10 protein-coding genes are annotated in these 13,380 nt (G+C 60.1%); 5 read left to right on the top strand and 5 right to left on the bottom strand.

Translation table 11 applies throughout. The features are described from left to right. Nucleotides 1–96: 96 nt before the first annotated feature. Together GY33_RS0110775 and GY33_RS19850 are read right to left on the bottom strand one after the other, a co-directional pair. Complete coding sequence (locus GY33_RS0110775; protein WP_031387347.1) at nt 97–774, bottom strand: response regulator; 678 nt, start codon at nt 772–774, stop codon at nt 97–99. Beyond that, nucleotides 743–2,761 carry a PAS domain S-box protein gene (locus GY33_RS19850; protein ID WP_051822520.1) on the bottom strand — a complete coding sequence of 673 codons (2,019 nt, stop codon included), beginning with the start codon at nt 2,759–2,761 and terminating at the stop codon, nt 743–745. The genes GY33_RS0110775 and GY33_RS19850 overlap by 32 nt, the downstream gene beginning before the upstream one ends. A 472-nt stretch (nt 2,762–3,233) precedes the next feature. Between GY33_RS19850 and rplM the strand changes: the two genes are divergently transcribed. The 4 genes from rplM (at nt 3,234) to GY33_RS0110740 (ending at nt 7,343) form a co-directional block, all read left to right on the top strand. After that, entirely contained in the window at nt 3,234–3,662 is a 429-nt protein-coding gene (rplM, locus tag GY33_RS0110755; protein ID WP_031387345.1) for a 50S ribosomal protein L13, read from the top strand. A gap of 12 nt (nt 3,663–3,674) precedes the next feature. Beyond that, nucleotides 3,675–4,067: a 30S ribosomal protein S9 gene (gene rpsI / locus GY33_RS0110750; protein ID WP_028572480.1), complete on the top strand. Its 393-nt coding sequence runs from the start codon at nt 3,675–3,677 to the stop codon at nt 4,065–4,067. A gap of 97 nt (nt 4,068–4,164) precedes the next feature. Then, nucleotides 4,165–5,184, top strand: coding sequence for a DUF58 domain-containing protein (locus tag GY33_RS0110745; RefSeq protein WP_152555166.1), 1,020 nt, complete (start codon nt 4,165–4,167; stop codon nt 5,182–5,184). Then, entirely contained in the window at nt 5,181–7,343 is a 2,163-nt protein-coding gene (locus tag GY33_RS0110740; RefSeq protein ID WP_051822518.1) for a transglutaminase TgpA family protein, read from the top strand. Before GY33_RS0110745 ends, GY33_RS0110740 begins: the two co-directional genes overlap by 4 nt. A gap of 10 nt (nt 7,344–7,353) precedes the next feature. On the opposite strand, the gene GY33_RS0110735 is transcribed toward GY33_RS0110740, so the two are convergent. Both GY33_RS0110735 and GY33_RS19845 read right to left on the bottom strand, forming a co-directional pair. Next, complete coding sequence (locus GY33_RS0110735) at nt 7,354–8,655, bottom strand: nucleotide sugar dehydrogenase (protein ID WP_031387342.1); 1,302 nt, start codon at nt 8,653–8,655, stop codon at nt 7,354–7,356. 51 nt (nt 8,656–8,706) lie between these two features. Continuing rightward, complete coding sequence (locus GY33_RS19845; protein WP_051822517.1) at nt 8,707–11,889, bottom strand: tetratricopeptide repeat protein; 3,183 nt, start codon at nt 11,887–11,889, stop codon at nt 8,707–8,709. A gap of 31 nt (nt 11,890–11,920) precedes the next feature. Here GY33_RS19845 and GY33_RS21345 point away from each other — a divergent pair, with 31 nt between their 5' ends. Further along, the gene (locus tag GY33_RS21345) at nt 11,921–12,106 is read left to right on the top strand and encodes a hypothetical protein (protein WP_161788468.1); all 186 of its coding nucleotides are present in this window, start codon (nt 11,921–11,923) and stop codon (nt 12,104–12,106) included. Between the two features lie 47 nt (nt 12,107–12,153). On the opposite strand, the gene GY33_RS0110720 is transcribed toward GY33_RS21345, so the two are convergent. After that, a complete protein-coding gene (locus GY33_RS0110720; RefSeq protein WP_031387341.1) occupies nt 12,154–13,167 on the bottom strand; it encodes a sigma-54 interaction domain-containing protein in 1,014 nt (337 codons plus the stop codon). Between the last annotated feature and the right edge of the window lie 213 nt (nt 13,168–13,380).

The following is a 13,380-nucleotide window of genomic DNA, read 5'->3' as shown; positions in this document are numbered from 1 at the left end:
GAGTGCGAGTGTTGCGAGGGAGGTGCGGAGGTGCGTTCCCTGCTCGTGCTCAGGGGAGAGGGAAAAAGTGATCGTGAGTGGGCGGGCGGGTCGGGCTCAATCCTTCCACTGGTCCACATCGATCAGCCCGATTCGGACCGCGTAGCGAATCAGGTCGATGGGCCGTCGGAGTTCGAGCTTGCGCATGATGTTGACGCGGTGATTTTCGACTGTTTTCGGGCTGATGGCTAGCCGATTCGCTATTTCCTTGGCTGTTTGCCCTTCCGCCAGCAGCCGCAGGATCTCTTGCTCGCGGGAGGTCAGGCTCCCGTAGTCGCCATTGATGACGACCGTCTGCGCATCAGGAATTTTTGAGATTTTCAGGATCACTTCCCGGGACAGCGAACTGTCCAGGAAAAACTCTTCGTTGGCCACGGCTTCCATTGCTTTCAGCAGCCCATCGCCGGCGGATTCCTTGACCATGTACCCCAGTGCCCCGGCCTGGAAGGCCTTGGTGATGTAGTCTATCCTGGAATGCATGCTGACAACCAGGATCCGCGTCTCGGGCCGAAGGCTTTTCAGATCCTGGACCAGATCGATGCCGCCTTTTTCGGGCATGGATATGTCCACCAGGGCAAGATCGGGCCGCAACTCTTTGGCTTGCTGAAGCCCCGCCTTCCCGTCGCCGGCTTCCCCGACCACCTCGAATATCGGGCTTCGATTGATAATTGCCTTCAAACCTTCCCTGTAGAGCGGGTGATCATCAACGATCAATACTGTTTTTTTCTGAGTCATGAGGTTTCCTTTCATAAGGGAGTTCGACCAGGATTTGCGTGCCTTTTCCCAGTCGTGAGCGGATGCGCATCGTGCCTCCGAGCAGGGTGGCCCGTTCCCGCATGCTGTGCAGGCCCATGCGCTTCTCCGCGGTCGCGCCCGCCATCCGTTGCACCGGATCAAAGCCGAGGCCGTCATCTTCAATCCGCAAGATGATTTTCGGAAAGGATGCCACCATCCTCACGACAGCCCGCCTGGCCAAGGCATGCTTGTGGATGTTGTTCAGGCTTTCCTGGACCAGCCGGTACAGATTGATCTCGGCATCGACATCAAGAGACGAATTTTCCACGCCCGTAAAGGTCATGCGAATATCAAGCCCTGTTTTCTCGGCGAAATCCTTGCCGTATTGCGTCATGGCCCGCACGAATCCGAACTGATCAAGACCTGGGGGACGCAGTTCATAGGCCAGGTCCCGGACAACCATGATGGCCTGTTGCGTGAGATCGGAGAACGCCGTCAATTTCTCCAAACACTCCGGATTCTGAATGCGGTGCTCGTGTCGCAAGGAATCAAGGCCGATTTTCAAGGTCGAAAGGTCCTGTCCCACGCGATCGTGAAGCTCGCGGGATATCATCAGACGCTCGGCTTCATGGGCCCTGATGAGCTGTTGGGAAAGAGCATGAATGCTCCGTTGAGCGCCTTTTTCCTCCGTAATGTCCTGAATCTGGGTCATATATCCGACCACGGCATCGCCCGTGCTCATCCCCAGCGGGGTGATCAGCACGTCCAGATACAGCTCCTTCGTTCTTGTTGGATCAAGCACGCCGCCATCAACGGCTTTTGGAAAATCGACAACGACCTCCTCCCGGATCGCGTTGCCCGCCAGCAGTCTTTCTTTCGTCTCACTGCTCAGCAGAGGGTCGTCAAAGAGCGATGTTCCAAGGACTCGGGTTGCATCAGGCATTCCGTAAATTGTCAAATAGGATTTGTTCACTCCGTACATAAGGCCGTGCGCATCATAGACCGCGATGCCGATGGGCGACTCCAGAAAAATATTCTTGAGCTGTTCGTCGATCTCCTTCAGCACCTTTTCGGAGTGCATCTGAGCGGTAATATCGTCAAGAAAGCTCAGGACGGCCGGTCGGTCGTTCCATTCGATCAGCACCCTTTTGTTTCGCAGCCATCGTATTTGCCCCGCCTTGCCGACCACTCTCGCATTATATGACTGTGGCTGCACCTGCTCCCGCATTGCCCGCGCTTGATATTCCATGACCATCGCGACATCGTCCGGATGGACAAGATCAACGATGGGCAAACCGGCTAACTCTTCCCTGGTATATCCTGTAATATTTTCAAAATTGGCATTTGAAAATTTAATTTCGGAATTTTGCGTGACGATAATACCTTCATTCGCGTTTTCAACCACGATGCGGTATTTTTCTTCGGATTTCTGCAATTCCAGCTCGATCTGGCGACGCAGAACAATTTCCTTCCGGAGCTCCAGGTTTGCTTTTATCAGTTCACTCGCGCGGGCCTCGACCCGCTGTTCCAGTTCCTCGTTCGCGACCTTCAGTTCCGCTTCGAGACGGACACGCGCGGTGATGTCCATGACCGCGATGCGCAAACGATCGGTCTTCGCTGCGTCGTCAACCACGGACGTGGTTTGCAGTTGGGCGTGGAATCGCGAGCCGTCCTTGTTCACGAGCACAAGTTCGCAAACCTGCTTGCCCTCGGACGCAAGCACTCTTTTTCGATGGAAATAGAACGCATCCTGGGAGTCCGGGGCGATGAAGCGGGAAAATCGCTGCCGGATCAAAAGCGCCCTTTCCAGACCCAGGAGTTCCGCGCCGACAAGGTTGACCTCCCTGATCAGATTGTTCTCGTCCAGGCAAAAGTATCCGACAGGGGCAAAGTCATAGAGTTCGTGATACCTGTTCCGGGACTGTTCAAGAGCCGCCTGAGTCGCACGCAGTTCGTCATTCTGGATTTCCAGCTCAATCTGATGCACCCGCAGCTCATGGATCAGCTTCTGAACATCCTCGACAGGAGCTTTATGGATGCCCTGGGAATCCCCGGCCAGTTGCTTCTCAGCTCTGGCCCGAAGATGCTTGCTCTTGTTATCAGCCCGAGGCTTGGACTTTGGCACGGCTTCCTTTGGATGGTCTCAGGGTTTTGCGGGGTCGGAAATGAGGATGGTTCGTCCACCGCCGGAGGGAAAATCCCCCGCACGCGTCCGACCCTGTTCTTTAGCTTCACAAGATATGTGCGTTTTTTCAAACAAAGGCAAATGTCGGGTCCAAGGACGACTCGCGGTGCCCAGTTCGCGGGCGCGACGCTTTCTTCCTTCAACGGGATTGTGCAAGAGGAATGGACTCTCGATTCGAAAGGGTCCCGGACTTTTGTCGACTCACGGCTTGACAGACTTATCCCTCTCCGCTTATAGGCTTCCTCTTTCAGTTCTGAACGAGGAGACGGAGCGCATGAAGACATATTCCCCGACAGCGGCGGAGCTTGACCGCGAATGGTACGTGGTCGACGCCGAAGACAAGATTCTGGGCCGCTTGGCAAGCACCATCGCCATGCGCCTGCGTGGAAAACATAAGCCTGAGTTCGTCCCGCACATGGACAACGGAGACTTCATCGTCGTGATCAACGCCGAGAAGGTCAAAGTCACGGGCGCGAAGCTGGATCAGAAGATGTACAATCGGCATTCCGGCTACATGGGCGGCCTGAAGCAGACCAACCTGCGGACCATGCTCCAGAAAAAGCCCGAGCATGTCCTGCAACACGCGGTCAAAGGCATGCTGCCCAAAAATCGCCTGGGACGCGCGTTGCTCAAAAAGCTGAAGGTCTACACCGGCACCGAGCATCCCCATGCGGCACAACAGCCGAAACAACTGGATTTTTAAGAGAGGTCGAGTATGAGCAGTGAATTCTTTTACGGAACCGGACGCCGGAAATCCGCCGTGGCCAGGACCCGCATCTATCCTGGAAGTGGCCAGATTCTGGTGAACAATCGACCCTTTGACGAATATTTTCCTCGGGCCACTCTGCGGATGATCGTGCGCCAGCCCTTGAATCTGACCAAAACCCTGGGCAAGTTCGACATCAAGGCCACCGTGGACGGCGGCGGCGTAGCCGGACAGGCCGAGGCCCTGCGTCACGGCATTTCCCGCGCGCTGCTGGCCTTTGACCTGGAACTGCGGCCGACTCTGAAACGCGCCGGCCTGCTGACCCGGGACGCCCGGATCAAGGAACGCAAAAAGTACGGCCTGCGTTCCGCCCGCGCCCGGTTCCAATACTCCAAGCGGTAATCTTCGCCCCTTTCGACATTGCTTTCCAGGCGGATCTCTCCAGAGAGGTCCGCCTTTTTTGTTTTTGGCCGCTATTGTATCGTTCGATTTCACGATCATGCCCCTCGCTACGACCTTGAGCCGCCTTCGATCCGGCTTCACCAAACGAGCCACCAGTCCCGACGGAAGCGACCACCTCCCGGTGCGGCTGGGAACCAACCGCATCTATATTCTGCCCACCAAAACCGGGATCGGTTTTTTCATCCTGCTGGTCATCCTGCTGCTGATCTCCATCAACTACAACAATCCGCCGGGCTATCTCCTGACCTTCCTGCTGACCGGCATCGCCCTGGTCGGCATCTTCCACACCCATCGCGGCCTCTCCGGGCTGCTGATCAGCCAAGGTCCGGCATCTCCGGTCTTTGCGGGCGACCAAGCGAAATTTCCGGTGACGGTCACCAACCCGAGCCCGTGGCCGCGTCATGGGATTCAGGTCGGTTGGGCCCGGGGCGATACCGGATCACTCAAAGACCTCCCCACCGCCGGAGAGCAGACCTTTCTTCCATCCTTGTCGGCGACCAACCGAGGGGAATTGCGGCCAAAGCGGATATTGGTCGCCACGGTTTTCCCCCTGGGCCTGTTCCGGGCTTGGTCCTGGGTCGCCCTGCCGTTGCGCTGCGTGGTTTACCCGGCCCCGGCTTCAAGGGCTTCCGTCCTTGATCAACAAAGCGCTTCCCAGGACCAAGGCGAGAAACGGCCACGGGCGGGAAACGGACTGGAAGGCGAGGAATACCATGGCTTGCGAGCATATCAGATGGGCGACCCCTTGCGCCGGATTGCCTGGAAGGCCGTAGCCAGGGGCACGGAGCTGGTGTCCAAGGAGTTCGGCTCCGCCGCGAACCAGCAGGAGATCGTGCTGGACTGGGACGCCCTGCCCGGCGGGGAAACCGAGGCCAAGCTGTCCCTGCTCTGCCGCCTGGTTCTGGACGCTGAAGCCGCCGGACAAGCCTACAGCCTGCGGATTCCCGGCAAACACATTCCCGTCGGAAACGGACCGCGCCAGATGCACGCCTGCTTGACGGCCCTGGCCCTGTTCGCCATGCCTGCCTCAGAGCCGCCCGACGAGGCCCGACGATGATAATCCGTGCCTCGCGAACTCTCCTGCGAGATCCCCACGGCCCCTGGCTCTGGATTCTCGGCCCGGCATTCCTGGCCGCGCTGCCGCACTTCGCCAGGTATCCGGCGTGGATTGGGCTGACCTGCGTCGGATTGTGGTTTTTGCGACTGTACACCTTACAGCGCACGGGGTTGACCCCGTCCAGAATGATCCGTCTCGTCTTAACCCTGGGCGGCGTGGGCGGCGTCTACCTCAGTTTCGGCTATTTGCTGGGTCCGGAACCCGGCACGGCCCTACTCTTGCTCCTGCTGGCCCTGAAGCCCTTCGAGGCCAGGGGACGTCGGGATCAGGTCCAGATCCTGTTCATGACGTACCTGCTGGTGCTGCTCCAATTTTTGCACAGCCAAAGCCTGCTGGTGGCGGGGTACATGATTTTGGTCGTGCTGATCGCCACGGCGGCCTTGATTGGCGTCTCCCATCCGCCCAGTCAGACCGATCCGCGGTTTCGGCTCCGCCAGGCCGGCGTCCTGCTGCTCCAGGCCCTGCCGGTCATGCTGATCCTGTTCGTGCTCTTTCCCCGGCTGCCCGGCTCTCTTTGGGGCCTGTTCCAGGCCCCGAGAACCGGACTGACCGGGCTGAGCGACACCATGAGCCCCGGAGACATCAGCGAACTGCTGCAATCCTCGGAAGTGGTCTTCCGGGTCGCCTTCGTCGACCAGCCTCCGACAGTGAGCCGGATGTACTGGCGGGCCCTGGTGCTCTGGGAAACAGACGGGCGGGGATGGCGAGTCGGCGAACCCGAGCGGGAGTCTGGCCGGGAATCTGGCCGGGAATTCAGGCAATGGCGAGTCCGGCCCTTGAGCGAGACGGTGGAATACGTTCTGACCATGGAGGCCCATGACCAGCGCTGGCTTCCGGTCCTGGAAATGCCGCTGGCCGGAGGCTGGGAAAGACAAGTGGGTTCATCGGCGGAAGCGTTGCCGGACATGAGTCCTGAAACGATACCCGGCACGGAAGCGGATACTCCTGGGATCATGGCCGAGGAGCTCGAACCGGCTCCGGATTTTCGCCTGGAGGCTCGCGAAGAACTGCGTCGCCGCGCCCGGTTTCAGCTCCAGGCGGCCCTGGAATTCGAGACGGACGCCCCGACGCCGGGAGAGCGTCGCCGCGCTCTGGAACTGCCGGCCTCCGGCAACCATCGGGCCAGGGAGCTGGCCTGGAGTTGGGTCGCGACGAACGAGGACGCGGACGGGGACGAGCGGAGCGTGGTGGATCGGGCCTTGGATTTCTTTCGCGACGAGGCTTTTGGCTACACCCTGCGTCCGCCCTTGCTGGGCGAAGAGGCCGTGGACGATTTTCTGTTCCGGACCCGGAGCGGGTATTGCGAGCACTATGCGTCGGCCTTCACCTTCCTGATGCGCGCGGCCGGCATACCGGCCCGGGTGGTGGTCGGCTATCAGGGCGGAGACCGCAATCCCTTGGGAGACTACTTCGTGATCCGCCAGTATCACGCCCATGCCTGGAGCGAAGTCTGGCTGGAGGAAACCGGCTGGACCCGTGTGGACCCGACCACGGTGCTCGCACCGGAACGAATCGACGTGGGCGCCGGGGCACTGGTGCCGAATATCGACATGCCCAGGGTGCTTTCCAGCCGGGAAATGGGGTGGGTGATCAGCGCTTGGCGTGGTCTGACCCAGGGCTGGGACGCGGCCAATACGCTTTGGAATCAATGGGTCCTGGATTTCGGTTTCGAACGGCAGCGCCGTTTCCTGGAGCGTTTCGGCTTGGCCGGAACGACCCGCCTGGAGCGCTTCGGCCACTTGGCTCTGGCCCTGAGCCTGAGCTTCGTCGCCGCGGCCCTGGTCTACGGCGTGATCCTGCTCCGCTCCCGTCCGCCCGAGGACGCCCTGGACAAAATCTACGCCGGGTTCTGCCGCCGTCTGGCCAAAATCGGCATCCCCCGCTTCCCCCAGGAAGGCCCCCGGGATTACGCCTTTCGAGCAGCCGGACTGCGCCCGGACCTGGCGGAACCGATCACGGCCATCAGCGCGGACTATATCCGGCTGCGCTACGGGGCGTCCATGCGTTCCGGCCGGGATGCAACGGACGCATCATCTCCCGAAGCCCAACGGAGCGAGCTGGCCCGAAGGGTCCGGGCGTTTCGCCCCAGGCGGGCCTGATGCTGGTCCTCTACCCCCGAAATACCCTGCCCTCCAAGTCCGGAAAAAAGCCTCTGGTATCCAGAACAGGAACGCTCAACGCGGCGGGATCGATGTCCTTGTAAGCCTCGTGGGCGGTGCAGAGGATGATCAAGTCGTATCCGTCGCCCACCGGCATGGACTCCCGCCCGGCGTACCGGGCATATTCCCGGCTCGGCCGGATGACCGGGACATGTGGATCGTTGTAGGCGACCAAAGCGCCTTTGTGCTCCAGAAGTTCCATGATTCTGTAGGTCGGAGATTCGCGGTCATCGTCCACGTCGGCTTTGTAGGCCAGGCCCAGCAACAAAATCCGGGACCCTTTGAGCGGTTTGCCCTGTTCGTTGAGGACGTCCGCGGCTCGCTGGATCACGAAGGCGGGCATGGACGTGTTGATCTCTCCGGCCAATTCGATGAACCGGGTGGTCACGTCGTACTCACGGGCTTTCCAGGTCAGGTAGAAGGGATCGATGGGAATGCAGTGCCCGCCGAGCCCCGGCCCGGGATAAAAGGGCATGAAGCCGAAAGGTTTCGTGGAGGCGGCCCGAATGACCTCGAAAACATCGATGTCCATCTTCATGAAGGCCGTCTTCAGTTCGTTGACCAGGGCGATATTCACGCTCCGGAAGATGTTTTCCATCAGCTTCACGGCCTCGGCCGTGCGCGTGGAGGAAACCGGTATCACTTGGTCGATGACCTGTTCATAGAGGGCCAGACCGACGTCCAGACAGGCCGACGTGCTGCCTCCGCAAACCTTGGGAATGGTCCGGGTCTTGAAATCGGGGTTGCCGGGGTCCTCGCGCTCCGGGGAATAGACCAGAAAAATATCCCGACCGATCGCAAACCCGGCCTGTTCGATCCGGGGACGCAATTCTTCCTCCGTGGTCCCGGGATAGGTGGTGGACTCCAGCGAGACCACCTGGTCCGGGCGCAGATACGGCAGGATTTCCTCCAGCGAGGCGATTACGTAGCTCAAGTCCGGCTCTCGGTGGCGGTCCAGGGGCGTGGGGACGCACAGAATCAGGGCGTCGGCCTCGGAGGCACGGGAAAAATCCGTACTGGCCGTAAATCTTCCCGCCTGAACGGCTTCATAAATCGGCGCGACGGAAATATGCTTGATGTAGCTCTTTCCGGCGGACAACAGATCCACCTTGCTCTGGTCCACGTCCAGCCCAAGGACGGAGTACCCGGCCTCAAGGTAACGCAGGGCCAACGGCAGGCCGACGTATCCCAATCCAACGATGCCGATGCAGGCGTGCTTTGAGTTCAGTTTGCTGATGAGGGTGGACGACATGTTTGGATTCTACTCCTTAGGTGTAGTGGTCTAGTTTTTCGCGTCCGAATCCTAAAAGAAACGGCCCGCGCTGTCTTCCAGAGTCCGGCCCTGGAGAGCCGAGGCGGCCAGGCGGCCATAAAGACCCTGGGGGTCTTCTGTTTTCAAGTCTTCCAGAACGGCTTTCCATTCGGCGTGGTTCTGGGCGCGTTGATAGAGCTGCGCCAGCCGATAGCGACTCATGCTCCAGTCCGGGTCGGAGCGATCGATGAGTTGGTCCAATTCCAAGGCCCAGGCCAGGGCTTCCTGGAGCCGACCAGTGCGTTCCGTGACCTGGGTCAACCACGTCACGGCGTCCCTGATCTTGCCGGTATCCTCCCGGTCCAGCAGCAACAGGCTCAGGGCTTCCTGGGCGTAGAGATAGACACGCTCGAAATTTTCCTCCTGCATGGCCGTACGGGCCAGAAAGTACAAGGCATAGCCGCGCTGGGCGTCGGTCAGGTCGAAGTCTTCGGCCAGCCCGCGCCAAAGCGGCCGGGCCTCCTCGGAACGGCCCAGATTTTCCATGGCCAGGGCCACGGAATAGGTCAGCTCCCGCCGCTGCGGCCCAGGCAGATCGTCCCGGAGTGGAGCCAGGTCCACGATCCGCGCCCATTCCTGCTGCTCCAGAAAAATTCCCAGAATCAACTCCAGAGCCGAGATTTGCAGTTCCTTTGGCGTGTCCTCCCCAAGATAGGGCCTGGCCAAGGCAATGGCCTGCTCCATATCGCCTGCGCTCCAATAGGCCATGGCCAAGCCGAGCTGGGTGCTCGGCGACAACTCGTCCAGCATGTCGTGGAGAAAAACATTCGCCTGCCACTGCTCCAAAATCTCGGGATATCGTCCGTCCGCCGCGTTGCGCTCCACCAGCCGGGTGAAAGCCTCGACACCCACTTCCAGGGCTTTGGGAACCAGGGAATGATTGGGTCGACTGCCCAAAAAACCACTGATGACCATCAAGCTGTCTTCGAGCCGCTTGTTCCAGATTTGCCAGATGGCCAGCTTGACCGTGGCCACCGCGGCCAAGGGGCTATCCGGATGCTTGGAAATAATTTCCGAATAGACCTCCGCGGCCCTGCGCATGGCGAACATGTCGTCCAGGCTGGGTTCGTCATGGATCCCGCCCTCCACCAGCCGCATCTTGGCGATCAGGCCGCCCTCCTGGTCCGGAAACAGCTCCGCGGCTCGTTCAAAGACTCGTCTGGCCGGATCCGGCTGACCGGAAAGCAGATAGATGTCCCCGATCCGGGCCAACAGCATATCGGCCTCCGGGGTGTCCGGAATCAGGTTGTAGTAGGTCAGCAAACGCTGCTTCGCGGATTCCAGAGCGTTGACGCGCAAGGCGATGATTCCGGCCAACTCCAGAAGTTCGGGCTCGTCGATGTAATACCTGGGCCAACGCTTCTCCATAAAATCCATGATCTGGAACGCCTGTTCGTCATAGCCCAGAGCGTTCAAGGCTTTGGCCAGCCCCACCGAGGACTGTTGAGCAATGGAATGCTCCGGGTGGTTCTGGACCACGATCTGAAAGTAATCCGCGGCCTGATCGTAGTCGCCCCGCTCCAGAAAAAACTGCCCGAGATAGTATTCCGTGGTGGGCACAAGGGGGTCGTGAGGATAGTCGCGCTTGAGCACGTTGAAATAGGCCTTGGCCTCCGGTAGATTATTTACCCGCAAATGCAGCACGCCCAAGTTCCGTAAGGCCGTGGCGGTTCTCTGGGATTTTGGGTTGAAGTTCATGGCCCGTTCGTAGGCCTGGGCGATGGGTCCGAAATTGTCGGCCAGATCAGCCTGGTGCAGACCGAACAAGGCGTCGCCGAGATTGTAAAGCACCTCCTCCCGGGCCGTGTCCGACAAGTCCGGAAGGTTGGAAAGAGCTCGCAGGGCAGCGATGGCTGCATCGAACTCCGAGTTCATCATCGCCGCTCTGGCCGATGTCAGCAATCGCTGGTGCTGTTGGTCAGGATCTTCGGCCTGTTCCGGAATGGTGGGAGACGAGGGAGAGGGCGAAGGGGCAGGCGTCGCCTCTGACTCCAAAAGCGATTCGGGCGGATCCGGCACGGCGTCCGATTCCTCCGCGACCACCGCGGGCAACGGTTCCGAAGGTTCAATCTCGGTCACGGGAGCAGGTTCGATCAACTCTTCGTCGGCCGACTCCGCTTCGGGCACCGGCTGCCGGAGAATGGGAGCGCGGCTCATTGAAGGATCGTCAGGCTGCGCTATGGGTTCGGGTCGGGCCATGGCCTCGGGCAATGCGGGGAGCGGCTCAGCCGCTGCTTCCACTGGCGGCGCGACTTGTCGCTCAACAGGCTGATCAATAACCGGAGCCACGGGAGCGGCCTGATCCGGGCCGACACGCGAAATCGGAGAACGAATCGCGCTCTGACCTTGGGTCTGGTCCTGGGTCTGGGCCTGGGTCTGAATCCGCGAGGCGTCGGTATCCGGCGCGGACGCGAGAGGAGCGGACGACTCAACTTGCTCGGGAACAGCGGAACGGATCGGTGCTCGGACTTGAGGGACATCTTCCGTAGCCGTGGGCATCGAAGCAGGCATGGAGACCGGGTCGCCGGCTTGGTCTTCCGGACGTTCCCGCAATGGTCGGCGAACCTCCGCCGTCATGCTTTCGGAGGATGGCTCCATCCTCGGGACAATCCGCTGGTCGGGCGTCCCAGTCGGTTCACTGGACGCCCGGGCTTGGGAAGGAGGAGGTGGTGGAGCGGCAGGGGGAGATTCCGGTGGGCTTGTCGCCGGGATATCTGAAGGCTCGGGAGCTGGGGCCGCTGGGGGGGATGCTTGGCGCGAGGCGGTTTCTTGCCAGCGATTGCCCAGCGGATCCGGAAAAAAGTCCACCAACAGCAGTCCGGTGGAGGGATTGAATTGCGAGACGAAACCAAAGGCCTCGGTGCTCGTGCGGACCACGAGGCCGGTGGGTTCCCGGAGGAAAGCCGTCAAAAGCAGCGACCCGGCGGGGGACGGCAGGTCCAGATCAGCCAGCTCGCTCCGGTCCACGCCGGGCAGTTCCAACCGGACGGCTTGGCCTTCGACGCGTCGCACCTGGGGAACGACCGGAGTCCCCGCGGTATCCGCCGACAACCGCAGAGCCACCTGCTCTCGCTGCGGATACTGCCGCAGGCTCATCTCCAGGGCCGATACGGGCTCGGACCCGCAAACAAGGACAACAAGCCCCAGAAAAAAGCCGAACACCTTTCCGAACACGGAGAACCCATGCCGAGCTGTTGCCATCGGGATGAACCAGCTAAACCGTTGGGTTCGCGTACGTCGCCGCGAAGCGACTGCATGGGACTGGCGGGAAAATACGGGCATGGTGTTCGGATCCGTCAAAGGCAAGGTCGCGCGACGAAAAGGATTCCTGGGGGCCTGGCTCAAAGAATTTCATAGCAAAAAGCATGCTGATCATGAAGAAAAGAAATAATCTCTTCGCTCAGACAGGCAAGGCCGAGGCCGTCGTCATGCTCGCGGTCAGCCGTTGGCGGCGTTGCGCTTCTTGAGCTTTTCTATCAGCGTGGTTCGCTTGATTCCCAGCAGTTCCGCCGCCTGATTTTTGACGCCCCCGCACTCCTCCAGGGCTTCCTGAAGCAGGCGGTCTTCGATCTCGTCCATGAACTCTTTCAACCCTCCGCTCTGACCGCGCAAATCCACCAGGGTCGGCCAGGCAAAGCCTTCCAGGGCGAGTTTCGGCTGTCGCTTCGGGACTTCATGGCCCACGAACTTCAGAATTTTATCGGGTAAATCCTCGGGAGCGACTTCACTGTTCTCGCACAGAATGGAAATGCGCTCCATGAAATTTTCCAGTTCCCGGACATTTCCGGGCCAGGGGTAGGCGATCAAAAAGTCCTGGGCCTTGGGCGACAAGCGCAACAGATCCCGTTGTTTTTGCTCGCAGAACACGTTCAGAAAATGCTTCCCCAGCAAGATGATGTCGTCGTCGCGTTCGCGCAGCGGGGGAAGGTGGATCGGGATCACGTTCAGACGATAAAACAGATCCTCCCGGAATCGTCCCTGGGCCACCTCCTGCTCCAGATCCCGATTGGTGGCCGCGACGATGCGCACGTCCACCTTGGTGGTCACGGTCCCGCCGACCCGTTCAAATTCCTTTTCCTGGATCACCCGCAGAATCTTCACCTGCAGGGTCAGATCCAGTTCCCCGATTTCATCCAGAAAGATCGTTCCGCCGTCGGCCATTTCGAAACGGCCCGCCCGGGAACGAATGGCATGCGTGAACGCGCCCTTTTCATGGCCGAACAACTCGGATTCGATCAGATCCCTGGGGATGGCGCCGCAGTTGATGGGCACGAAAGGCTTGCCTTTTCGCTTGCTGTTGGCGTGCAGAGCGCGCACCAGCAGTTCCTTTCCGGTCCCGGATTCTCCGGTGACCAGAACGGTGCTGTCAGTGGGCGACACTTTGGCCAGCACGCCGAAAACCTGCCGCAGACTGGGGCTCTCCCCGATGATTCCAGTCCGATCAACGCCCATGACGACACACTCCTGACTACCGTGCGGGAAAGAGAATGAAAACCGCCTCTCAACCAAAGAACTGATCCGTGTCAACATTCTGACGCAAAGTCAAGTCCTGAATGACTTTTCAAATACAAGTCGCAACCGACGAAATGGGCGAAAAGCCGGTGATGAAAAAAAGCCCGCGCTCGGCGGGAAGGGCCGAGCGCGGGCTGAAAGCACGGTGGAAGG

The sequence above is a fragment of the Desulfonatronum thiodismutans genome (assembly GCF_000717475.1).
GTDB lineage: Bacteria > Desulfobacterota > Desulfovibrionia > Desulfovibrionales > Desulfonatronaceae > Desulfonatronum > Desulfonatronum thiodismutans.
This window is presented reverse-complemented; position numbering and strand designations above follow the sequence as displayed.